Origin of the sequence: Pseudomonas ficuserectae, from assembly GCF_024584585.1 — a bacterium.
Lineage (GTDB): Bacteria > Pseudomonadota > Gammaproteobacteria > Pseudomonadales > Pseudomonadaceae > Aquipseudomonas > Aquipseudomonas amygdali.
The window spans coordinates 5,108,650-5,131,362 of sequence record NZ_CP085684.1 but is presented as its reverse complement, the minus strand read 5'-3'; the positions used below and the strand labels follow the sequence as shown (position 1 = coordinate 5,131,362).

The following is a 22,713-nucleotide window of genomic DNA, read 5'->3' as shown; positions in this document are numbered from 1 at the left end:
GAATCATGGCTTTGACTCTGCAAAAAGGTGGCAACCTTTCGCTGTCGAAAACCGACCCTACCCTGACCAATGTACTGATTGGTCTGGGCTGGGATCCGCGTGCCACTGATGGCCAGGAATTTGACCTGGACGCCAGCGCATTTCTGCTGGGCGCCAATGGCAAGGTCCGCAGTGAAGCTGACTTCATTTTCTACAACCAGCTCAAGAGCGCCGATGGTTCCGTCGAACACACCGGTGACAACCGTACCGGTGCTGGTGATGGCGATGACGAAGTGCTCAAGGTCAATCTGACCAGCGTTCCTGCTGACGTGGACAAGATCGTCTTCGTTGTGACCATTCACGACGCTGACAGCCGCAAGCAGAACTTCGGTCAGGTGGGCGGCTCGTTTATCCGTGTGCTGAATGAAAAATCCAGCTCGGAAATCGTTCGCTACGACCTGGCGGAAGACGCCTCGACTGAAACCGCGATGATCTTCGCCGAGCTGTATCGCAACAATGGCGAGTGGAAGTTCCGCGCAGTGGGTAGCGGCTTCGCCGGTGGCCTGAAAGCTGTGGCCAACTCTTTCGGCATGAATTTCTGATTCGCGCCTAACCATTTTTCCAGAAAGGATTACGAACATGGCAGTAAGTCTGAGTAAAGGCGGTAACGTTTCGCTGTCGAAAGAGGCTCCGGGCCTGACAGAAATCACCGTGGGCCTGGGCTGGGATCAACGTGTTACCGATGGCACCGAGTTCGACCTGGACGCATCGGTCTTCATCGTTGGTGAAAGTGGCAAGGTGTTGGATGACAACAGCTTCATTTTCTACAACAACAAGAAATCGGCAGATGGTTCGGTCGAGCACCTTGGCGATAACCGTTCCGGCGCTGGCGATGGTGATGACGAGTCGGTAAACGTCAAGCTCACCGGTCTGGCCGCTGCGGTCAAGAAGCTGGTTTTTGCGGTCACTATCCATTCGGCTGAAGAGCGCAAGCAGAGCTTTGGTCAGGTATCCAACGCTTACATCCGCGTTGTGAACAAGGCTGATGGCAAGGAAATCGCTCGTTACGACCTGTCGGAAGACGCGTCGACCGAAACCGCGATGATCTTCGGCGAGTTGTACCGCAATGGCGACGAGTTCAAGTTCAAGGCCATCGGCCAAGGTTTTGCAGGCGGCCTGAAGCCGTTGGCAGAAGCGCACGGCGTGGCAATCGGCTAAACCCCGAGCAGCGCACGACAAAAACCCCTGCCAGCAATGGCGGGGGTTTTTTATTGGGGCTGATTACGAGGCTATCGTTGCGCACGCTCCAGCGTAGGACGCATCTTGCGACGCTCTGCATCGCAAAGAGGACGCAGAGCGTCCGGAACGGCATGCGACGCGGAGCGTCGCACGATAGTTGAGAGCTCGATGCGTTATAAAATCCCTGCACCCTTTGCCGCTTTCAGCCAGTCGGGAAACTCTTCCATCAGCAGGTCATAAAGCTTTTCTTCCGGGATCTCGTCCAGCCGGTCGAGGGCGAAGAAGTTGCAGTTGTCGACAACGCGACCGCCCATGTCATCAAGTTTTTCCAGAATGCCGTAACCGCGTCCGCCAAGGCCGACGAACTGCCAGAAGATCGGCAGCTTCGCCGCTTCGGTCATCAACCTGGTAATTTCGCGATCCTGATGCACGCCGCCGTCGCTGATGAACAGGATGTAGACCGGAGTCTTGTCACCGGACTTCTTGTAGTAGTCGATGACCATGCGCATTGCCTTGGGCTCATCGTTGATGCGTGCGCCCAGTTCCCAGTCTTTCCAGCCGCCATGGTCGGTTCTGATGAAGTTCTGGAAGTTGCTCAGCGTCACCGCATTCAACTGCTGTGGCTTCGCCCCGAAAGCCCAGCAGTCCAGTGCGCCGTCGTCGTCGAAATGCACAGCAAGCGGAATCAGGCGATCTACCACTTCCTGAACATGACCGCGGGTGTACTGCGGATTCATCGAACCGGACGCATCCAGTACCAGACCAACCCTGGCCTTGGTATCGGTCAGTCTGGCTTTTTCCAGGCTGACCTGAGCCTTCTTGGCCAGGCTTATCAATTGCGGCGCGGCGTCAGCTATTTTCTTTTCCAGCGAAATACGCGGGGGTGCTGCTGGCGCGGGTGCTGGAGCATCAGCCACCTCGCCGCCGAAATGCACCACCAGCGCGTCCAGCCCGGCGTTATAGCCCTGCAGATTTGAGGCGATGCGCCACTCGCCGTTCTTGCGATAGATGTCGGCAACCATGATGGCTTTTTCGGCGGTGAAGGTTGCGCCGGAGAACTCGCCGCGAGCCACTTCGCGGCCCTGACTGTGGATACTGAATGGCTCGCCTGAATCTCGCTCATGGTGCCCGCACCATCGATGGACGCAGTAAATACCAAGCGCTCTATCGAGGCAGGCAAGCCCGCGAGCGATAGCTGAAAATCTCCGCCATTGACTTGTTTGACGCTGTTACAGGGGCTGCTCGGCTGATTGAAGAAAACCATGTAGCGGTCGTCCGACAGCTTGCCGTTGGCATCGACGCCGAAGCAGACGTAATCAATGACCTGTGCGGACTTGATGGCAATCGACAGGGTGAGATCAGAGCCCTGAATCAGGCCGGACAGGGGAACGCGTTGACCTTGAGTAATCTGCATGTCTCTTCCTTGGCAGTGAGGGCGCAGCATGGCCCTCGGTCGAATGACGAAGTGCTGACGTTAACGTTCGCTTCTGCCCACCCCGGCAGGCCCTGCTGCCAGCATGCGCCCGGCCAGTCGTGAGAAGGGCAGGCTTTGCAGCCACACAGTGCCAGGCCCGGTCAGCCTGGCGAAAAACACGCCTTCGCCGCCGAACAGCATCGACTTGATGCCGCCACCAACCATGCGGATATCGTAATCGACTGTCTGCGTCATAGCCGCCAGACATCCGGTATCGACATCCAGCGATTCACCTGCCGCCAGCTCGATCTTGCGCACTGTGCCGCCCATGTGCACGAATACCCAGCCGTCGCCTTCCAGCTTTTGCAGAATGAAACCTTCGCCACCGAACAGGCCAGTGAGGATTTTTTTTTGAAACTGGATACCAATGGATACACCTTTGGCACCGGCCAGAAAGCTGTCCTTCTGGCAGATCAGTTTGCCGCCGAAATCACGCAGGTTCAGTGGCAGGATGGTGCCGGGGTAGGGCGCTGCAAACGCCACGCGTCCTTTGCCCGAACCCTGTTGCGAAAACACCGTGGTGAACAGGCTTTCGCCGGTCAGCATGCGTTTGCCTGCACCGAACAGCGAGCCCAGCAGCCCTGAAGACTGGTTGCTGCCGTCGCCGAAGATGGTTTCCATCTGCACGTCGCAGGTCTTGTACATCATCGCCCCGGCTTCGGCGACGGCGCTTTCGCCGGGATCAAGCTCCAGCTCGACAAATTGTGTTTCCGCACCGTACAGCTTGAAGTCCACGCCATCGGTGGTCTGCGCCAGGCCATAGCCGCCCGAGGCGTTCGGGTCTGGCGTGAATGAGGGACGCTTGGCAGGAGGTGCAGGTGCCGCAGGTGTGGATGCCGCCTGTGCGGGCAGCCCGGACGGCTTCGGCTGGATCATGTCTGGCGTCGGGTCCGGGAAAGGTGTCACGCCGTCCTTCTTCATAGCGCGCACCTGCGCCACCTGATAGATCGGTTGCCAGTCCGGCATGCCCTGTTTCCAGCACCATGCGCCGGGTGACTCACGGGCAATCAGCCGTGCAGCGTCCGCATCCATCGGGCCAAGCTGTCGGCCCGCATTCATCACAAACCATTGTTCCAAAGCGTCTACTCCCGAGCGAATCGTGACAGTCGTTTGTGCGCGCGTTTTTGCGCGATATCAGAGGCTCAGGCGCATGGACAGGTCCACGGCCTTCACGTCCTTGGTCATCGCACCAATGGAAATGTAATCCACACCGGTCTCGGCAATTACCCGCAGGGTGTCGTCATTGATGCCGCCACTGGCTTCCAGACGGGCGCGGCCAGCGGTCAGCCGCACGGCTTCGCGCATGTCATCGAGGCTGAGCTCATCGAGCATGATGATATCGGCACCTGCGTCCAGCGCCTGCTTGAGTTCACTCAGGCTTTCCACCTCGACTTCCACAGGCTTGCCCGGCGCAATCCGGTGTGCAGCCTCTACCGCCTGGGCAATGCCGCCACAGGCTGCGATATGGTTTTCCTTGATCAGAAACGCGTCGTACAGACCGATGCGATGGTTATGACAGCCACCGCAGGTGACGGCGTATTTTTGCGCCAGGCGCAGGCCCGGCAGTGTCTTGCGGGTGTCCAGCAATTTGACCTGGGTGCCCGAGACCATGTCTGCGAAGTACTGTGCACGCGTGGCCACACCCGAAAGCATCTGCAGAAAATTGAGCGCGCTGCGTTCGCCGGTTAGAAGCGAGCGAGCCGGACCTTCCAGGTGAAACAGCGCCTGATTCGGGCTGACCCGGTCGCCATCGGTCACCTGCCAGTGCACCGCCACGCGAGGGTCCAGTTGGCGGAAGACCGTATCGACCCATGCGGTGCCGGCGATCACCGCTGCATCGCGGGAAATGATGGTGGCCTTGGCCAGCCGTTCCGCCGGAATCAATTGGGCGGTGATATCGCCGCTGCCGACATCCTCAAGCAATGCGCGGCGCACATTGGCTTCGATCTCGGCGGTCAGGTCGGCAATTCGTAAATTCGGCATAGCGGGCTCCAGTAGCAAAGTCGTCCGAGTATAAGGCACCGCACACCGCTTACCCACCTGCGGCGATGCTCAGGTGCAGCCTTGAGAACATGCAGTTGGTCGGTTTGGCAAATTCGTTTGCGATGGAAAGCGAATATCGCGGTCTATCGCAGCATATGAGTGCCTTGTCACAGTTCCAACGACAACCATAGAAGTGTCACTGGCGTTGATGACAAGTTTTGAAAGATAATCCGACTTGTAATTGACGTCATGACTTTGACGTTTTGCAAGGCCAAGCGGGTCGCTTCACAGTGCGAGGGTAGCAAGCCACGTTTGTGATGGGGTTCAGGTTGTTTCCTGTCAGGGGGTGTAATGCCGAACGACGAAAAAGTAGTGCCGTTGAGCAAACTGCTCCCCGCGCAGGGGGCCGGTACTCCTTTGGCCCGATTACCTGTTGTGTTGTTGCAGGTCCGCGACAAGGCGGCCCAGCAGCTCAAGGATGCGTTGCAGGCGCTGTTCGACAATGCCGACGATACGCTGTTCGAAATGGCTGACCGCGCCCGCAGCAATACTGATCAGAACATTTTCTTTGAAGCCATGCGCGACCTGCGCCTCAAGCGCAAAAGTATTGAGCGTGGCTTCCTCGACAAGTTTTATGAGTCTTTTCTGGCTTTGGGCCAGTATCAAATTCACGAGCCCGTGCTGCCCACCGCCGTGTCGTTCGATAAGCTGGCGCTGGTGCATAACGATGATCTCGAGAAGACTGTGGCGGTGGATGCCATGGTCAGCAAGGTCATGAGCCGCGACAGCCTCGCGCTGGGCCAGCTCACTGCCCGCCTGAATGTTCTGATTCCGCAAACCATCGCCGAGGATGCCAACCCGTTGGGTCCGGCAATGCTGTGCCGGTTTTTCCTCGATGCAGGACGTAGCCTTGGCGTCGAGATCAAGGTCAAGCTGATCATTCTCAAGCTGTTCGAGAAATACGTCCTGGCCAATACTGACCACCTTTACAGTGAAGCCAATCAACTGCTGATTGCCACGGGTGTGTTGCCGGACATGAAAGCACTGCCGGCCCGTCGATCGTCTGATCGGGCGGCCCCCAGGAACCGCGTCTCCGAGATGTCCGATCCTGCGCTGAATGAAGCCGCCGACAAGCTCGACAAGGGTGTGCAGGAGGTTTTCTCTGCACTGCAGGAGTTATTGCTGCAGGTTCGCGGCAACCTCGCTCCGCGTCATGAGCCCAATGCCGAGGTTCGGCCGATTTCCAGCAGGGACCTGCTGCGCCTGCTTTCTCACCTGCAGCAGTACGTCCCGTCTCAAGACACCGCAGACGATTTTGACCTGCGCAATCAGCTGGAACAGTTGCTGACCCGAGTCAACGTCAAAACCGGCAAATCCAGGATTGTCGGCGGCGGCGACGAGGATGTGATCAACCTGATTGCCATGCTCTTCGAGTTCATCCTTGATGATCGCAACCTGACGCCTTCGTTGCGTGCGCTGATCGGGCGCTTGCAGATCCCGATGCTCAAAGTGGCGGTGCTCGATAAAAGCTTTTTCAGTCGCGGCAGCCATCCGGCCCGCCGCCTGCTCAACGAAATTGCCACTGCCGCGCTGGGTTGGGGCAGCCGTGATGACTATCAGCGAGACTCGCTTTATCAGCGCGTCGAGCAGATCGTGCAGCGCCTGCTCAATGACTTTGTCGATGATCCGGCAATCTTCTCTGAATTGCTGGCGGATTTTCTGGCGTTCACCAGTGACGAACGTCGTCGCAGTGAGCTGCTTGAGCAGCGCACCCGCGATGCCGAAGAGGGGCGCGCGCGTGCCGAACTGGCACGGCAGCAGGTGCAGCATGAGTTGAATCAGCGCCTGCTGGGCCGCACATTGCCGGAGGTGGTTGTGCGTCTGCTGCAGGAGGCCTGGAGCAAGGTGCTTCTGCTAACCTGCCTCAAGCATGGCGAAGAGTCCAGCGAATGGCAGGCCGGACTGGCAACCATGGATGAGCTGATCTGGAGCGTCGAACAACATGACGACCCCCAGGCGCTGCAGCGCTTGCTTGATCTGGTGCCCGGGCTGCTCAAGTCCCTGCGCGATGGCCTGACCAGCGCTGCGTTCGACCCGTTTGCCACCAGTGAATTCTTCAGCCAGCTGGAATCGTTGCATGTTCAGGCGTTCCAGCACTTCTCGCGCTTGCAGGAAGGTGGTGATGCCCAGGGTGGTGAAACGTCGTTGACAGGCGCACAGCTCGTTGAAAGCCCGCCGATGATGGCCGTTGTTGAAGAAATCGTTCTGGTCACACCCGAAGAGCTGATGCTCAATGAGCCGACTGTGCAGCTGCCTGCCGACGATGCCGGTCTGCAGATGGTCGACAAGTTGCGCGTCGGTTGCTGGGTCGAGATTCAGGAAGATGAAGAGCACAAGCTGCGCTGCAAACTGACCGCGATTGTCGAGCCGACCGGGCGCTATGTGTTCGTCAACCGAACCGGTATGAAGGTTCTGGAAAAGACCCGTATCGGTCTGGCCATCGAGTTTCGGCGCGGTGCCGTGCGGATTCTCGATGATGCGCTGCTGTTCGACCGGGCACTGGAATCGGTCATCAGCAACCTGCGCAAGCTCAAGGGCGCCTGATCGTTATCTGATTGACCGTCTTGCCGGCGCTCCGCGTTGGCATGCAGTTCGACGATCTGCGTCACACATCTCTGTTGTGTAGAGCGTGTTTCCTACACCGCGGGTCAACTGCTAAACCTCCACATCCATTCCTGTCGCGGGCATAATCAGCGCCACTTATCCGCCCGTTCAAGGAGCGCTCATGCAACTGGACTCCGCAAGCGGCTGGTGCGATGGCGTACAGCATTGCCCTTCACCCAACTTCAATGCGCGACCTGAGGGCGAAATCTCGCTGCTGGTCATCCACAACATCAGTCTGCCGCCTGCGCAATTCAAGACCGGCAACGTGCAGGCTTTCTTTCAGAACCAGCTCGACAGCACCGAGCATCCCTACTTTGTGGGGATTGCCGATCTGCGCGTTTCAGCGCATTTTCTGATTGAACGTGATGGCGAGGTCATTCAGTTCGTCTCCTGTCTTGATCGCGCGTGGCACGCAGGGGTTTCCAGTTTTCAAGGGCGTGAGGGCTGTAATGACTTCTCTGTCGGCATTGAGCTGGAAGGAACTGACGAGCAGCCGTTCACCGAGGCGCAGTACGACGCTCTGATCGAGCTGACGCGTCAATTGCGTCAGGCTTTCGTGGCAATCACCCCCGAGCGCATCTGCGGTCACAGTGACATAGCGCCGGGACGCAAGACTGACCCTGGCCCCTTTTTTGACTGGGCCAGGTTCCAAGCGGCTTTGCTGGATTGATGTGAGGGACGAACAATGAGTTTTCTGGTGCTACTGCTGGCCGTTCTTGTCGAGAAGTTTTCGGCTCTGCGTCAGCGCGTTCAGCGTGACGGGCCCTGGCTGAAGGAACTGGCCAGGCTCGAAGCCAGCCCGCGGACGGCGACACGACCCTGGGTCATGCTGGCGCTGCTGGTTCTAGTGCCTGTCCTGCTGCTGCAACTGGCGCTGACCATCATCGGCTCGGTGGCTTATGGCTGGCTGGCCCTGCCTATCCACCTGCTGGTGCTGATCTACAGCCTGGGTCGGGTTGACCTGGTCGCGGTACTCGGGCCGTTTCGTGATGCCTGCAGGCGTGGTGATACGCAGGCCGCGGTGCACGTGGCCGGGCGCGACATGGGTGTGCAGGCAGATAACGGCGAGCAATTGCTGCACGGCGTGCAGGGCTACATGCTCTGGCAGGCGTTTCAGAGTTTCTTCGCCGTGATTTTCTGGTATTTCGTGCTCGGCCCGGTAGCGGCATTGGCCTACAGGCTGTTGGCGCTTGCCGCTGAACAGGGCACGACACCTGCACTGGTAGAGCGGGCAGGGCAACTGCGCCACGCCTTTGAATGGGTGCCGGTCAGGCTGCTCGCCGCAAGCTTTGCGCTGGTCGGCAACTTTGTAGCCGTGAGTCGCGTGATGTTGCACGAACTGCTCAACTGGAACATCAGCGCCGCACAGCTGATTACGCGTGTGGGTTGCGCTGCCAGCGAGGTGCCGCCGCCAGTGATCGGTCCGCAAGGTGTCACCGGTCTCGACATGCTCTGGGAGCTGCTGGTTCGTGCTGCAATTGTCTGGTACGCAGGATTTGCGTTGTGGACTCTGTTGCGCTGATTCGGCTCGGCAGTTTTGACCCAACGATTTTGACTTATGCGCTGGCCGTACGAGGCCAGCCGAACAGCTCGCAGGCATTCTCGGTGCTCGCTTGGGCCAGGCGCTCAGAGGGGATCTTCATCAGGTCGGCGAGCGCTTGGCAAATGTCAGGCAAGTGCTGCGGGCTGTTGCGCGTGTAGGGATGCATGGCAGGTGCCATGTCCGGTGAGTCGGTTTCCAGCACGACGCTGTCCAGCGGCAGCTCGGCGATGACACGATGCATGCGCAGCGCCTGGGGCCATGTCGCTGCGCCGCCAAGGCCCAGCTTGAAACCCAGCTTTATGTATTCACGCGCCTCTTCACGACTGCCTGCAAAGGCGTGAATAATGCCGCTGCGTTTGAGTTTGTGGCGTTTGAGGGCGGCAATTACGTCAGCGTGGCTGCGGCGCACATGCAGCAGGGCGGGCAGCTTGAAGTCTGATGCCAATTGCAGTTGTGCTTCAAAGAGCTCCTGCTGACGTGGCTTGTCCTGATGCTCGACGTAATAATCCAGACCGATCTCGCCCACTGCACACAACTGCGGATGGTCTTGTAGACGCGTCAGCCAGTCCGCCAGCTCGTTCAGGTGTTCGGCCCGGTGCTCATCGATATACACCGGATGCAGCCCGAAAGCTGCGTGCAGGGCAGGGTTTGCTTCGGTCAGCTCCCACAGCCGCTGCCAGTTGCGCTGATACACCCCAAGCACCACGATGCGCTGCACGCCGAGTGACAGGCAGCTATCCAGGACCTGGGCGCGGTCGGCGTCGAAATCCGCAAAGTCCAGGTGGGTGTGGGTATCGATCAGCGTCACATTCACACCTCGTGAATACGTTGCTTGAAGGCGCGTGCAATGGCATGCACACCAGGCTGATAAGTATCCTTCTCGATAGCGGCCAGGGCTAGTCGCAGCGCCGTGTCGGCGATCAACTGATGCTGCTGGGCCATGGCATTGACGGGCAACGGCAGGAAGTCCAGCAGTTGTGTATCGCCAAAGGTGCCCAGATGCAATTGAGTCGATTGCAGTGCCTGACTTTGCAGCACATCGAACACGCCTTGCAGCAGCACATAGGACGTGGTGATCAGCGCATCGGGAAAATGCCCCTCACGCTGTAGCATCTCGGTCATCAAACGCTGGCCACACTGACGGCTGAACGCTTCGCCGTGCTCGATGATGGTGGCCCCGGTAAAGCCGTCGAGTGCATGTTCGAAGCCTGCTGCACGTGCGCGACTGATGCTCAGCTCAGGACGTGCTCCGATCAGGGCGATGTGTCGCGGTCGGGTTTGCAAGAGGCTGCGAGTCAGTTGCAGGCTTGCGTCATGGTCGTCGCTGACTACCGAGCAGAAAAATTCGGGATTCATTTCCCGGTCGATTGCGATGATCGGCATGCCCTTGAGCTGCAAGTCGCGGTAGCTGTCGTCATCAGGTGGCAAGCAACTGGCGACCAGCAGTGCATCGCAACGTCGCGCACGGAAAAGCTGCAAGAGCTGCAGTTCGCTGACAGGGTCGTCATCGGAGCTGGCAATCAGCAGTTGATAGCCGAGACTGCGCGCGCCTTGTTCAAGCAGTTTGGCGATGCGCGCATAGCTGGGGTTTTCCAGGTCCGGCAGGATGAAGCCCAGCGTTTTGCTATGACGGCTGCGCAGGCCCGCCGCTTGCGGGTTGGGTCGGAAGTCGTGCTGCTCGACCACTGCCTTGACGCGTTCGACCGTTGCCGGGCTGATGCGTTGTTGTTCGGCCTTGCCATTGATCACGTAACTGGCCGTAGTGACAGAAACACCTGCCAGACGTGCGATATCGCTCAGTTTCACCCCGAAATTTCCTTTAGTCAGGTAAGTGGCTCTGGACAGTCGAATTATTTTTGCTATGACGATGATCTTTACACCAGACCGTAGGAAATTCCCATGTGCTTCAAGTATTTTGGGAAGTGTCCCACAGTGATCAGACCGACTGGGCTTCAATGAATCCCCAGAATCGAGTAACGTGCCGGGCAATTGTAGATTAAACGATTCAGCACGCCTGTTGTCTGCTGCAATCGAGATGAAAGTGATGTCCGATACGATGTCCGGACAAGCATCGCTTGCATCCCCCCAAGCTGTCGATCACGTGATCGTCATTAAAACAAGAATCAGGTGGCGCCTTGGCGCTGCACAGGAGTCAAGGCAATGCTCGAACTCACTCTGGAGCAAATATCCATGGCCCGGTCGGCTGTGGATAAAACTGCCGCACTTAAGCTGATTGCCGACCACCTGGTCGCTGATGGCCTGGTTGCCGAGGGCTACCTCACCGGGCTGATGAGCCGTGAGCAGCAGGGCTCGACCTTTCTCGGTCAGGGCATCGCCATCCCGCACGGTACTCCCGAAACCCGCGATCTGGTGGTTACCACCGGTGTGCGTCTGATGCAGTTCCCCGAAGGGGTGGACTGGGGCGACGGGCAAATGGTCTATCTGGCGATTGGTATTGCGGCCAAGTCCGATGAGCACTTGCGTCTGCTGCAACTGCTGACCCGCGCATTGGGTGAAGAGGATCTGGGCCAGGCGCTGCGCGAAGCCAGGACGCCGGAAGACCTGCTCAAATTGTTGCAGGGCGCACCTCAGGAACTGGCGCTCGACGCACAGATGATCAGCCTCGGCGTATCGGCCGACGATTTTGAAGAACTGGTCTGGCGCGGCGCACGCCTGCTGCGCAAAGCCGACTGCGTGAGCAACGGGTTCGCTGCCGTGCTGCAGCAGGTTGAAGCGTTGTCGCTGGGTGATGGCCTGTGGTGGCTGCACAGCGAGCAAACAGTCAAACGTCCTGGTCTGGCGTTCGTCACGCCGGACAAACCTATCCGCTATCTGGGCCAGCCGCTGACCGGTCTGTTCTGTCTCGCCAGTCTGGGTGAGGCGCATCAGGCGCTGCTGGAGCGTCTGTGCCTCTTGCTGATCGAAGGCCGTGGTCATGAGTTGGGCCACGCCACCAACAGTCGCGTTGTGCTGGAAGCTCTGGGCGGCGAAGTGCCTGCCGAGTGGCCGACCCAGCGCGTCCAGCTGGCCAACGCCCACGGCCTGCACGCCCGCCCGGCGAAGATACTGGCGCAACTGGCCAAGGAGTTTGACGGCGAGATCCGTATGCGCGTGCTGGAAAGCGGCGAATCTGCGGTGTCGGCCAAGAGCCTGAGCAAGCTGCTCAGCCTCGGTGCGCGCCGTGGTCAGACGCTGGAATTCATTGCCGAACCGACGATTGCCAACGACGCGTTGCCTGCCCTGATCGCCGCAGTGGAGCAGGGCCTGGGTGAAGAAGTCGAACCGTTGCCCGTTGCTTCAGAGGCTCAAGCTGCGCCAGCGCCTGCTGCTGTAGCCAAGCCGCTCAACGCCCCGGCTGCAGGCAGCGTGTTGCAGGCCGTGCCTGCTTCGCCGGGCATTGCTATCGGCCCGGCCCACGTTCAGGTGCTGCAAAGCTTTGATTATCCGCAGCAGGGTGAGTCTGTGGCTGCCGAACGCGAGCGTCTGCACAAGGCGATCGGTGAAGTCCGCAGCGACATCGAAAACCTCATTCAGCGCAGCAAGTCCAAGGCTATCCGGGAAATCTTCATCACCCACCAGGAGATGCTCGAAGACCCGGAACTGACCAACGAAGTCGAGGCGCGCCTCAACAACGACGAAAGTGCGGCTGCGGCCTGGGCCACGGTCATCGAGACCGCTGCCGTTCAGCAGGAACAACTGCAGGACGCACTGCTGGCCGAGCGTGCCGCCGACCTGCGTGATGTGGGGCGTCGCGTGCTGGCGCAGATCTGCGGCGTCGAAACCGTTGCGGCCCCGGACGAACCTTACATTCTGGTGATGGACGAAGTCGGCCCATCCGACGTAGCCCGTCTGGACCCGGCGCAGGTCGCTGGCATCCTCACCGCCCGTGGCGGCGCGACCGCGCACAGTGCCATCCTAGCGCGTGCGTTGGGCATTCCCGCATTGGTCGGTGCTGGTGACGAAGTGTTGCTGCTCAAGCCAGGCACCGTGCTGCTGCTCGACAGCCAGCGCGGGCGGCTCACCGTCGCACCTGACGAAGCAACCCTGCAGCGCGCCGCTCAGGACCGTGATGCCCGCGAAGAGCGCCTCAAGGCCGCAGCGGCAGCGCGTATGGAGCCTGCTGTGACGCGTGATGGGCATGCCGTCGAAGTCTTCGCCAATATCGGCGACAGCACCGGGACGCCAGCGGCTGTGGAGCAGGGCGCGGAAGGCGTTGGCCTGCTGCGCACCGAGCTGCTGTTCATGGCGCATTCTCAGGCCCCCGATGAAGCCACGCAGGAAGCTGAATACCGTCGCGTGCTGACTGATTTGGGTGGCCGTCCGCTGGTGGTGCGTACGCTGGACGTGGGTGGCGACAAACCACTGCCTTACTGGCCGATCGCCAAAGAAGAAAACCCGTTTCTTGGCGTACGCGGTATCCGCCTGACCCTGCAACGCCCGGATGTCATGGAAAGCCAGTTGCGCGCCCTGTTACGCGCGGCAGACAGCGGCCCGCTGCGCATCATGTTCCCAATGATCGGCACGCTTGAAGAGTGGCGTCAGGCGCGGGAAATGACCGAGCGGTTGCGCGAGGAGATTCCGGTCAGCGACCTGCAACTGGGGATCATGATCGAAGTGCCATCGGCGGCTCTGATTGCCCCGGTGCTGGCCAAGGAAGTGGACTTCTTCAGCATCGGCACCAACGACCTGACGCAGTACACAATGGCCATCGACCGCGGCCATCCGACGCTGTCGGCCCAGGCTGACGGCCTGCACCCATCGGTGCTGCAACTGATCGACATGACCGTGCGCGCTGCGCATGCCAACGGCAAATGGGTGGGTTTGTGCGGCGAACTGGCCGCCGACCCGCTGGCGGTGCCGATTCTGGTCGGGCTGGGCGTGGATGAATTGAGTGTCTCGGCGCGCAGCATTGGCGAGGTCAAGGCGTGCGTGCGTGAACTGACCCTGAGCAGCGCGCAACAACTGGCGCAAAATGCGCTGACGGCGGGCAGCGCTGCCGAAGTTCGCGCGCTTGTGGAGGCTGTGTAATGGCTAAGATTCTTACCCTGACCATGAACCCGGCGCTGGACCTGACTGTGCAGTTGGGCCAGCTGGAACTGGGCCAGGTCAACCGCAGCAATGCAATGCTCACTCACGCAGCGGGCAAAGGCCTGAATGTGGCGCAGGTGCTGGCTGACCTGGGTCACGACCTGACCGTTGCCGGTTTTCTCGGTGTCGACAACCAGCAAGCGTTTGAGGCGTTATTCGAACGTCGCAACTTTGTTGACGAGTTCGTCCGTGTGCCGGGAGAAACCCGCAGCAATATCAAGCTGGCCGAAGGCAGTGGCCGCATCACCGACCTGAACGGCCCTGGCCCGCAGGTCAGTGAAGAGGCACAGCAAGCGCTGTTCGCCCGTGTGCAACAGATCGCATCAGGTTTCGATGTTGTCGTGGTTGCTGGCAGCCTGCCGCGTGGTGTCACGCCGGAGTGGCTGCACAAACTGCTGGTGATGCTCAAGGACCTCGGTCTGAAAGTAGCGCTGGACAGCAGCGGCCTGGCCCTGCGCGCCGGTCTTACCGCCGGGCCGTGGCTGATCAAGCCCAACACCGAAGAGCTGGCCGATGCGCTCGACGCACCGATCATTTCCATCGCCGCGCAAGCCGAAGTGGCTGCTCGCCTGCACACGCAGGGCATCGAGCATGTAGTGATCTCTCAGGGCTCTGAAGGCGTGCACTGGTTCAGTCCAAGTGTGGCGCTGCACTCGCTGCCGCCCAAGGTCACGGTGGCCAGCACGGTAGGTGCTGGCGATTCGCTGCTGGCTGGCATGGTGCACGGGCTGATCAGCGCTCACGAGCCACAGAAGACCTTGCGCACCGCTACGGCGATTGCCGCCATGGCAGTGACCCAGATCGGTTTCGGTATCACCGATGCCGCGCAACTCAAACGGCTTGAAGGCGGCGTCACTGTACGCAGCCTTTCAGAACAATAAGAGAGGATCGTCATGAAGTTAGCCATAGTTACGGCCTGCCCGAACGGCAAGGTCAGCAGCGTACTCAGCGCACGATTGCTCGAAGCGGCGGCATTGCGCCAAGGCTGGGAAACCAGCGTCGAAATCATCGATCCCAACAAATCGGACCAGCAGTTGTCGGCTCAGGACATCGAAGCCGCTGACCTCGTTCTGGTGGTCAATACCGGTCCTGTGGATTTGGGCCGCTTTGTCGGCAAACGTCTGTTTCAGGATTCGCCTGCCCATGCGTTGCAGGACGTCGACGGTTTTCTGCAACGCGCCGAGCGAGAAGCGCAGGTGCATGCGGCGTCTGAGGCGGTCACGCCTCAAGCAGCCGATAGCTCGGGTGCGCAGCCGCGCATTGTTGCGATCACCGCCTGCCCGACCGGGGTTGCGCACACGTTCATGGCTGCCGAAGCCATCCAGCAAGCAGCCAAGCGTCTGAATTACGACCTTCAAGTCGAAACCCAAGGCTCGGTCGGCGCGCGCAACCCACTCAGTGCCAAGGCCATTGCCGAGGCTGACGTGGTGCTGCTGGCGGCAGATATCGAAGTCAATACTGATCGTTTTGCAGGCAAGAAAATCTACCGGTGTGGCACCGGGATCGCGCTCAAGCAGTCCGAAGCAACATTGAAAAAAGCCTTGGCAGAAGGTCAGGTAGAGTCTGACGAGGCTGCTGCCCAATCACCTGCCAGGCAAGAAAAGGCGGGTGTGTACAAGCACTTGCTGACCGGTGTTTCGTTCATGCTGCCGATGGTGGTGGCAGGTGGTCTGTTGATCGCCCTGTCGTTTGTGTTCGGCATTACCGCGTTCAAAGAGCAAGGCACGCTGGCGGCAGCCTTGATGCAGATCGGCGGGGAAGCTGCGTTCAAACTCATGGTTCCACTGCTGGCCGGTTACATCGCGTATTCGATTGCTGATCGCCCGGGGCTTGCGCCTGGCATGATCGGTGGTCTGCTGGCGAGTACGCTGGGGGCCGGCTTCATTGGCGGTATCATTGCCGGTTTTCTGGCCGGTTACAGTGCTGCGGCGATCAACCGTTATGCACGCCTGCCAGCCAGTGTAGAAGCGCTCAAGCCGATTCTGATCATCCCGTTGCTGTCGAGCCTGTTCACCGGTCTGGTGATGATCTACGTGGTCGGCAAGCCGGTTGCGGGCATGCTGGAAGCGTTGACACACTTCCTCGACAGCATGGGTACCACCAACGCCATTCTGCTGGGCGTGGTGCTCGGTGCAATGATGTGCGTCGACCTTGGCGGGCCGATCAACAAGGCGTCCTATGCGTTCTCGGTCGGTCTGCTGGCGTCCCAGAGCTACGCGCCGATGGCCACTGCCATGGCTGCCGGTATGGTGCCGCCCATCGGTATGGGCATCGCCACGATTCTGGCCCGTCGCAAGTTTGCCCAGAGCGAGCGAGAGGCAGGCAAGGCGGCGTTCGTGCTGGGGCTGTGCTTTATTTCCGAAGGCGCCATTCCGTTTGCCGCCAAGGATCCGTTGCGGGTGATTCCGGCCAGTGTCGTGGGTGGCGCGCTGACCGGTGCATTGTCGATGTACTTCGGCTGCAAACTGATGGCGCCACACGGCGGCCTGTTTGTGATGCTGATCCCCAACGCCATCAACCATGCGCTGTTGTATCTGCTGGCGATTATCGCCGGTAGCGTGCTGACCGGCGTGGTCTACGCGCTGATCAAGCGTCCAGAGCCGGTGGACATGGAAGTGGCGCCCGCAGGCGCCTGATTAAGATAGTAAGCGCCCTCAGCGTGCCAGCGCGAGGGCAACCCCCTGGCCACCGCCGATGCACAGCGTGGCCAGGCCCTTCTTGGCATCGCGCCTGATCATCTCGTGCAGCAACGTCACCAGCACACGGCAGCCCGACGCGCCAATCGGGTGGCCAAGGGCGATGGCGCCACCATTGACGTTGAGCTTTTGCGGGTCCAGCCCCAGTTCCTTGCCGACCGACAGCGACTGTGCGGCAAAGGCTTCGTTGGCTTCGATCAGGTCCAGCTCGTCCAGCGTCCAGCCAGCCTTGTCCAGACAGCGCCGGGTTGCACTGACCGGGCCGATGCCCATGATGGCCGGGTCGACACCTGCGTTGGCGTATGCGGCGACGCGCGCCAGCAATGGCAGGCCCAACTGCTCGGCTTTGGCCGCGCTCATCAGCATCACGGCGGCGGCACCGTCGTTGAGCGAAGACGCATTACCAGCGGTGACGGTGCCGTCCTTCTTGAACGCAGGTTTGAGTTTGCCGAGTGTTTCGGCCGTGGTGCCCGCGCGGGGCTGTTCGTCAGTGGCGAATGATAATGGCTCGCCCTTGCGCTGAGGGATCAGGATCGGGGTGATCTCATCGACAAAGCGCCCGCCTTCAATGGCCGCAATCGCTTTTTGCTGAGACAGGGCAGCGAACTGATCCTGGGCTTCACGGCTGATGTCGTACTGCTGCGCGAGGTTCTCGGCGGTGATGCCCATGTGGTAGTCATTGAATGCATCCCACAGACCATCAGTGATCATGGTGTCGACCATGCTGGTGTGGCCCATGCGCAAACCGGTGCGTGCGCCCGGCAGTACGTAGTTGGACAGGCTCATGTTTTCCTGGCCGCCAGCAATGATGACCTCGGCATCACCGCAGCGAATCGCCTGGGTCGCCAGGTGCAGTGCCTTGAGACCCGAGCCGCAGACTTTGTTCAGGGTCATGGCCGGTACCGAGAAGGGCAGGCCCGCCTTGATGGCGGCCTGTCGCGCCGGGTTCTGGCCTGCGCCGGCGGTGAGCACCTGGCCCATGATGACTTCATCGACTTGCGCGCCGTCCACGCCGGTCTGCACCAGCAGTTGACGAATGACTGCAGCGCCAAGATCTACAGCAGCAATGGCAGCCAGAGAACCCTGAAAACTGCCGACGGCGGTACGGGTGGCGGCGACGATAACGACGTCCTGCATGGTGCTGATCCTCATTGTTATTGAGAGCTCATGGTGGCACAGATAGGCAGGCAGGTTCCAACCGTGAACCGCTCGGTCACGTTTTGCCGAAAACCTTTACGTAACGTCCATGCGACGTCTGGCACGTTGCGCTGATCCGTCCCGTACGGCCCAACGCAAAATGGGCGCGGTGTTGTTGACGCCCAGGCGGATCATCCGGCGCTGCACGGGACCCTGGGTAATGTCGAGCATTTCGCTCGCCCAGTCCGGCAGCAAGTCGATACCGGCACGCATCATCAACACACCGAAAGGCTTGGCCAGCCAGTTGGGCGCAGGGGCATCAAGCAGCAGGCGCAGCACTTCGTGACTGCGTTCGTCACATACCAGTTGCCCGCGAATGTCTGCCAGATAATCAGCGATGGCCTGACGGGAGCGCGGAACATTACGAGCCCCGAGCCGTTCGGCAACCAGCGCTGTTTCAGCGTAGTACGCGTCCTGATCGGCGAGTGACATATCCGGGTTGAGGTAACGCAAGTGGGCTGCGAGAAAGCTGCTGACTTCGGCCACATGCACCCAGGTCAGCAAATCCGGATCGCTGGCGGCATACGGCCGGCCATCGGGCGCGGTGCCGACGATATTGAGATGAATGTTGCGCACCTTGTCGATCAGCCAGTTGGCATCTCGCGTGGAGCCGTAGGTAGTGCCGGACAGAAACTGCCCGGTGCGCCGCAGGCGGCCGAGCATGTCCTGACGAAAGTTGGAGTGGTCCCAGATGCCCGCCAGTGCCAGCGGGTGCAAAGCCTGCAACATCAAGGCGCTGATGCCACCGACCAGCATGCTGGTGAAGTCGCCGTGTACCTTCCAGCACACTGCCTGAGGACCAAACAGACCGGGGTCGCCCTTGGGGTTCTCCAGATCCAGCTGGCCCAGGGCCAGGCCGGTAAGGCTGATGACTTGGGTTTCGATGCGGGTGCGGATGAATTCCATGTCGTGCTCGTGCATCGGGAGGGCTTGGATAAAGCTGACTGAGGCTCGTTCGAAGCGCGGAGCGCTCATCGCCTGGCTGACTATCGTGCCGACGCTCCGCGTCGGCATGTAGTTCTGGACGCTTTGCGTCCTCTTTATGACGCAGAGCGTCACGCACGGCGTTCCCACGCGCAGCGTGGGAACGATGTCATGAGCGGGACAAATCAGCCGCGGTGACGGCCGCGGAAGTAGTTGATCAGACCTTGGGTCGATGCATCGTCAGCCGGCTCTTCGGTGCCGCCGGTCAGACGCTGGTACACGGCCTTGCCCATTTCCTTGCCCAGTTCCACGCCCCATTGGTCAAAGGCATTGGTGCCCCAGATCACGCTCTGCACGAACACCTTGTGCTCATACATCGCCACCAGTGCGCCAAGACGACGCGGGCTGATGCGTTCGACCACCAGGGTGTTGCTCGGACGGTTACCGGGGATGACCTTGTGCGGTGCCAGTTTCTGCACCTCTTCCTCGCTCATGCCCTTCTCGCGCAGCTCGGCTTCAGCTTCGGCGCGGGTCTTGCCCATCATCAGAGCCTGGCTTTGTGACAGGCAGTTCGCGTACAGCCACTGGTGATGGTCGGCAACCGGGTTGAAGCTGACGATCGGCACGATGAAGTCGGCTGGAATCATCTGTGTGCCTTGATGCAGCAACTGGTGATAAGCATGCTGACCGTTGGCACCCACGCCGCCCCAGATGACCGGGCCGGTGTCGGTGGAGGTTGGCGTACCGTCCTGACGGACGCTCTTGCCGTTGGACTCCATGTCCAGTTGTTGCAGGTGTTTGGTGATGTTACGCAGGTAGTGGTCGTACGGCAGGATCGCGTGGCTTTGCGCATTCCAGAAGTTGCCGTACCAGACACCCAGCAGCGCCAGCAGCACCGGCATGTTCTGTTCGAAAGGGGCGCTCTGGAAATGCTGGTCCATCGTATAGGCGCCGGACAGCAGTTCCTTGAAGTTGGACATGCCGATAGCCAGCGCGATAGGCAGGCCGATGGCCGACCACAGCGAATAGCGACCGCCAACCCAGTCCCACATCGGGAAGATGTTTTCTTCACGGATGCCGAAGGCTACGGCCGCGGCGTTGTTGCTGGAAACCGCGATGAAGTGGCGATGCAGTTCGACTTCGGAACCGCCCTGCGCCAGATACCAGGCGCGTGCAGCCTGAGCGTTTTTCAGGGTTTCCAGCGTGTTGAAGGACTTCGACGAGACGATGAACAGCGTGGTCTCGGCGCGAATTTTCATCGACAGTTCGTGAAACTCGCTGCCATCGATGTTCGCCAGGTAATGGCAACGGACACCTTTGTGCGCGTAGGCCACCAGCGCTTCGGAGACCAGCTCCGGGCCGAGGAACGAGCCGCCGATGCCGATGTTCACCACGTCGGTGATCGGCTTTTCGGTGTAACCGCGCCACAGGCCGTCATGGATGCGGCCGACCAGTTCGGTCATCTGATTGAGTACGCGGTGTACGTCCGGCATCACATCGACGCCGTTGACTTTCAACTTGTCGCCAACTGGCCGGCGCAGGGCAGTGTGCAACGCCGGGCGACCTTCGGATGAGTTGACCAGCTCGCCATCGTATTGAGCCTTGATGGCGTCCTTGAGGTTCACTTCGCCTGCCAGGCTGACCAACAGATCACGAGTTTCGGTGGTGATCAGGTTTTTGGAGTAGTCGAGAAACAGACCGGCGCTGCTGAGGGTGAATTGGCTGAAGCGCTGCGGATCAGAATTGAACGCTTCGCGCATGCTGAAATTCTGCATGGACTGGCGGTGTTTGCTCAACGCTTGCCAGGCGGGCAGAGCGGTCACATCGGAAGGATTGCGGTAGTACGCCATCGCTGCGGGTTTCCTTTAACTGGTTCTGTCTTTGGATATTCTTGGGGCGAGGTCGCAAGCTTTCTCACGGGCTATACATAGCAGACTACCCTTCGCGTACCCGTTTGTCTGCGCCTCGCCTTACATGACCCCGGTACTTTTTCGCACACAAGAAACCGGGGCTTGCGCTCAAATGCTGTCGGTTGTGGTTCAGGCAACCTGTACCGGTATGGCATTGCCGGTGTGGCTTAGTTCATTGCCACGGCGCATCCCGTCAGCTTCTGGTCAGGTGCAGATTGTCGATCAGGCGGGTTTTACCCAGGAATGCGGCGGCGAGGATGACCACGTCGCGATTTTCGGCAGTGGTCGGACGCAGGCTGGTGGCGTCACGTATTTCCAGATAATCGATACGAAAACCGGCTGCCTCCAGTTGCTGCTTCTTGCTCGTCAGCAGTGCGTCGAAATCCTGCTCGCCTGCGCTGATCGCGTCGGCGGTCTGGCGGATGGCCTGATACAGCGCGGGTGCCGCAGCGCGCTGAGCTTCATTCAGATAACCGTTACGCGAGGACAGCGCCAAACCGTCGTCGGCACGCACGGTAGGTTCTCCGATGATCTGGATCGGCATGTTCAGGTCACGGACCATGGCGCGAATCACCGCCAGCTGCTGGAAGTCTTTTTCGCCGAAAATCGCCAGGTCTGGCTGCACCATGTTGAAGAGCTTGCTGACGACCGTAGCAACGCCCTCGAAATGCCCGGGACGGCTCGCACCGCACAGGCCTTGCGACAGGTGTGGCACGCTGACCAGCGTCTGATCGGCCATGCCGTGAGGGTACATTTCCTCGACGTTTGGGGTGAACAGCAGGTTGCACCCGGCCTGCAGAAGTTTTTCCTGATCGGCCGCCAGGGTGCGAGGGTAAGTGGCCAAGTCTTCGTTGGGGCCGAACTGCAGCGGATTGACAAAAATGGTGGCGACCACGAAGTCGGCACGTTGGGCCGCCTTGGCGACCAGTGCGGCGTGGCCGCTGTGCAGGTTGCCCATGGTCGGGGTCAACGCGATCCGTTTGCCTTCGCTGCGTGCCCGCGCAACGGCGGCACGCAGTTCCTGTACGGTCTTTACTGTGTTCATGCCGAGAATCCGTGTTCAGTTGCTGGAAAGCTGACGTCTTTGACCGCGGCCACGTAGGCCTGGATAGCCGACTGGATATCGGGCTGACCGGTCATGAAGTTTTTCACGAATTTGGGTACGCGCCCGCTGATGGACAGGCCCAGCATGTCGTGCAGCACCAGTACCTGGCCGTCGGTAGCGCTGCCTGCGCCAATACCGATGACCGGAATTTTCACCGCCTGGGTGATTTCTTCGGCGAGTTCGCTCGGCACACACTCCAGCAGGATCATCGCTGCGCCCGCCTGTTCCAGCGCGATCGCGTCGGCACGCATCTGCCGTGCCTGTGCTTCCAGTCGACCCTGAACCTTGTAGCCGCCCAGTACGTTGACTGCCTGCGGCGTCAGGCCCATGTGTGCGCACACCGGGATGCCGCGTTCTGCCAGCAAACGGATCGACTCGCCAAGCCATGCAGCGCCTTCGACCTTGATCATGTGCGCACCTGCCTGCATCAGCGTCGCGCTGTTGATGAAGGTTTGCTCCAGCGTGGCGTTGGCCATGAACGGCAGGTCAGCAAGAATCATCGCGCCCTGATTACCGCGTTTCACACAGGCAACGTGGTACGCGGTTTCGGCGGTCGTGACGGGCAGGGTGCTGTCGTGACCTTGCAGGACCATGCCCAGCGAGTCGCCTATCAGCAGCACCTCGACACCGGCCTGGCAGGCGGTGTGGGCGAAGGTTGCGTCGTAGCAGGTCAGCATGGTGATTTTCTCACCCTTCTGCTTCATGGCCAGCAGCGACGTAACGGTTATGTTCGGCATGTAAAGTCCTCCATCAGGCGCTGTGAAGACGGGTGTTCAGCGCGTGAGAGTCATCCTGGAAAAGCAGGCACACCGTCGTGTCGCGGTGTTTTGCAAAGGCCTGTTTCGCGCCCGTTCGCCTGTGGTGCGGCGGCGGGAGGCCTATCTTCGTGAGGAGGGGGCGTGAAGTCAATT

General features: G+C 60.1%; 17 protein-coding genes and 1 pseudogene. 8 read left to right on the top strand and 10 right to left on the bottom strand.

The annotated features are described in order from the left end of the window. Positions 1 to 5: 5 nt before the first annotated feature. Entirely contained in the window at positions 6 to 581 is a 576-nt protein-coding gene (locus tag LJU29_RS22755) for a TerD family protein (RefSeq protein ID WP_002552038.1), read from the top strand. 37 nt (positions 582 to 618) lie between these two features. After that, a complete protein-coding gene (locus LJU29_RS22750) occupies positions 619 to 1,197 on the top strand; it encodes a TerD family protein (RefSeq protein WP_122322332.1) in 579 nt (192 codons plus the stop codon). Between the two features lie 194 nt (positions 1,198 to 1,391). Here LJU29_RS22750 and LJU29_RS22745 read toward each other — a convergent pair. From LJU29_RS22745 to nadC, 3 genes and pseudogenes are all read right to left on the bottom strand, one after another. Further along, positions 1,392 to 2,632: pseudogene (locus LJU29_RS22745) on the bottom strand (VWA domain-containing protein). A gap of 60 nt (positions 2,633 to 2,692) precedes the next feature. Next, on the bottom strand, positions 2,693 to 3,769 hold the full coding sequence (locus LJU29_RS22740) for a TIGR00266 family protein (RefSeq protein WP_004667371.1): 1,077 nt from the start codon (positions 3,767 to 3,769) through the stop codon (positions 2,693 to 2,695). A gap of 57 nt (positions 3,770 to 3,826) precedes the next feature. Next, positions 3,827 to 4,675 (bottom strand): carboxylating nicotinate-nucleotide diphosphorylase, encoded by an 849-nt coding sequence (gene nadC, locus LJU29_RS22735; RefSeq protein WP_002552042.1) that lies wholly within the window; start codon positions 4,673 to 4,675, stop codon positions 3,827 to 3,829. A 351-nt stretch (positions 4,676 to 5,026) separates the two neighbouring features. Here nadC and LJU29_RS22730 point away from each other — a divergent pair, with 351 nt between their 5' ends. From LJU29_RS22730 to ampE, 3 genes are all read left to right on the top strand, one after another. Continuing rightward, positions 5,027 to 7,279 (top strand): DUF1631 domain-containing protein, encoded by a 2,253-nt coding sequence (locus tag LJU29_RS22730; RefSeq protein WP_122322333.1) that lies wholly within the window; start codon positions 5,027 to 5,029, stop codon positions 7,277 to 7,279. A 181-nt stretch (positions 7,280 to 7,460) separates the two neighbouring features. After that, the gene (gene ampD / locus LJU29_RS22725; protein WP_005757115.1) at positions 7,461 to 8,009 is read left to right on the top strand and encodes a 1,6-anhydro-N-acetylmuramyl-L-alanine amidase AmpD; all 549 of its coding nucleotides are present in this window, start codon (positions 7,461 to 7,463) and stop codon (positions 8,007 to 8,009) included. Positions 8,010 to 8,024: 15 nt separating this feature from the next. Continuing rightward, complete coding sequence (ampE, locus tag LJU29_RS22720) at positions 8,025 to 8,861, top strand: regulatory signaling modulator protein AmpE (RefSeq protein WP_122322334.1); 837 nt, start codon at positions 8,025 to 8,027, stop codon at positions 8,859 to 8,861. A gap of 34 nt (positions 8,862 to 8,895) precedes the next feature. Here the strand turns inward: ampE and LJU29_RS22715 are convergent, their stop codons facing one another. Both LJU29_RS22715 and cra read right to left on the bottom strand, forming a co-directional pair. Further along, a complete protein-coding gene (locus LJU29_RS22715) occupies positions 8,896 to 9,696 on the bottom strand; it encodes a TatD family hydrolase (protein WP_257111220.1) in 801 nt (266 codons plus the stop codon). Further along, the gene (gene cra / locus LJU29_RS22710; RefSeq protein ID WP_004658635.1) at positions 9,693 to 10,688 is read right to left on the bottom strand and encodes a catabolite repressor/activator; all 996 of its coding nucleotides are present in this window, start codon (positions 10,686 to 10,688) and stop codon (positions 9,693 to 9,695) included. The genes LJU29_RS22715 and cra overlap by 4 nt, the downstream gene beginning before the upstream one ends. A 354-nt stretch (positions 10,689 to 11,042) precedes the next feature. Between cra and ptsP the strand changes: the two genes are divergently transcribed. From ptsP to LJU29_RS22695, 3 genes are read left to right on the top strand one after another with little or no spacing between them, the layout of a single operon-like run. Next, the gene (ptsP, locus tag LJU29_RS22705) at positions 11,043 to 13,910 is read left to right on the top strand and encodes a phosphoenolpyruvate--protein phosphotransferase (protein ID WP_257111219.1); all 2,868 of its coding nucleotides are present in this window, start codon (positions 11,043 to 11,045) and stop codon (positions 13,908 to 13,910) included. After that, the gene (gene pfkB / locus LJU29_RS22700; protein ID WP_002552049.1) at positions 13,910 to 14,851 is read left to right on the top strand and encodes a 1-phosphofructokinase; all 942 of its coding nucleotides are present in this window, start codon (positions 13,910 to 13,912) and stop codon (positions 14,849 to 14,851) included. Before ptsP ends, pfkB begins: the two co-directional genes overlap by 1 nt. A 12-nt stretch (positions 14,852 to 14,863) precedes the next feature. Next, a complete protein-coding gene (locus tag LJU29_RS22695) occupies positions 14,864 to 16,606 on the top strand; it encodes a PTS fructose-like transporter subunit IIB (protein WP_005757105.1) in 1,743 nt (580 codons plus the stop codon). 18 nt (positions 16,607 to 16,624) lie between these two features. Here LJU29_RS22695 and LJU29_RS22690 read toward each other — a convergent pair whose 3' ends face one another. From LJU29_RS22690 to panB, 5 genes are all read right to left on the bottom strand, one after another. Next, complete coding sequence (locus LJU29_RS22690) at positions 16,625 to 17,803, bottom strand: acetyl-CoA C-acetyltransferase (protein WP_122389955.1); 1,179 nt, start codon at positions 17,801 to 17,803, stop codon at positions 16,625 to 16,627. Between the two features lie 96 nt (positions 17,804 to 17,899). After that, complete coding sequence (locus LJU29_RS22685; RefSeq protein WP_005757101.1) at positions 17,900 to 18,769, bottom strand: oxygenase MpaB family protein; 870 nt, start codon at positions 18,767 to 18,769, stop codon at positions 17,900 to 17,902. A 203-nt stretch (positions 18,770 to 18,972) separates the two neighbouring features. Then, positions 18,973 to 20,637, bottom strand: coding sequence for a glucose-6-phosphate isomerase (gene pgi / locus LJU29_RS22680; RefSeq protein ID WP_004658628.1), 1,665 nt, complete (start codon positions 20,635 to 20,637; stop codon positions 18,973 to 18,975). Positions 20,638 to 20,890: 253 nt separating this feature from the next. Next, the gene (gene panC / locus LJU29_RS22675; protein WP_054097673.1) at positions 20,891 to 21,742 is read right to left on the bottom strand and encodes a pantoate--beta-alanine ligase; all 852 of its coding nucleotides are present in this window, start codon (positions 21,740 to 21,742) and stop codon (positions 20,891 to 20,893) included. After that, positions 21,739 to 22,539, bottom strand: coding sequence for a 3-methyl-2-oxobutanoate hydroxymethyltransferase (gene panB, locus LJU29_RS22670; protein WP_044318578.1), 801 nt, complete (start codon positions 22,537 to 22,539; stop codon positions 21,739 to 21,741). Before panB ends, panC begins: the two co-directional genes overlap by 4 nt. Positions 22,540 to 22,713: the final 174 nt, after the last annotated feature.

Excerpts from the sequence above, each read along its gene's own strand:
- LJU29_RS22755 (WP_002552038.1), top strand. The coding sequence starts at position 6 with ATGGCTTTGACTCTGCAAAAAGGTGGCAACCTTTCGCTGTCGAAAACC.
- LJU29_RS22750 (WP_122322332.1), top strand. The coding sequence starts at position 619 with ATGGCAGTAAGTCTGAGTAAAGGCGGTAACGTTTCGCTGTCGAAAGAG.
- nadC (WP_002552042.1), bottom strand. The coding sequence starts at position 4,675 with ATGCCGAATTTACGAATTGCCGACCTGACCGCCGAGATCGAAGCCAAT.
- LJU29_RS22730 (WP_122322333.1), top strand. The coding sequence starts at position 5,027 with ATGCCGAACGACGAAAAAGTAGTGCCGTTGAGCAAACTGCTCCCCGCG.
- ampD (WP_005757115.1), top strand. The coding sequence starts at position 7,461 with ATGCAACTGGACTCCGCAAGCGGCTGGTGCGATGGCGTACAGCATTGC.
- ampE (WP_122322334.1), top strand. The coding sequence starts at position 8,025 with ATGAGTTTTCTGGTGCTACTGCTGGCCGTTCTTGTCGAGAAGTTTTCG.
- ptsP (WP_257111219.1), top strand. The coding sequence starts at position 11,043 with ATGCTCGAACTCACTCTGGAGCAAATATCCATGGCCCGGTCGGCTGTG.
- pfkB (WP_002552049.1), top strand. The coding sequence starts at position 13,910 with ATGGCTAAGATTCTTACCCTGACCATGAACCCGGCGCTGGACCTGACT.
- LJU29_RS22695 (WP_005757105.1), top strand. The coding sequence starts at position 14,864 with ATGAAGTTAGCCATAGTTACGGCCTGCCCGAACGGCAAGGTCAGCAGC.
- LJU29_RS22690 (WP_122389955.1), bottom strand. The coding sequence starts at position 17,803 with ATGCAGGACGTCGTTATCGTCGCCGCCACCCGTACCGCCGTCGGCAGT.
- LJU29_RS22685 (WP_005757101.1), bottom strand. The coding sequence starts at position 18,769 with ATGGAATTCATCCGCACCCGCATCGAAACCCAAGTCATCAGCCTTACC.
- pgi (WP_004658628.1), bottom strand. The coding sequence starts at position 20,637 with ATGGCGTACTACCGCAATCCTTCCGATGTGACCGCTCTGCCCGCCTGG.
- panC (WP_054097673.1), bottom strand. The coding sequence starts at position 21,742 with ATGAACACAGTAAAGACCGTACAGGAACTGCGTGCCGCCGTTGCGCGG.
- panB (WP_044318578.1), bottom strand. The coding sequence starts at position 22,539 with ATGCCGAACATAACCGTTACGTCGCTGCTGGCCATGAAGCAGAAGGGT.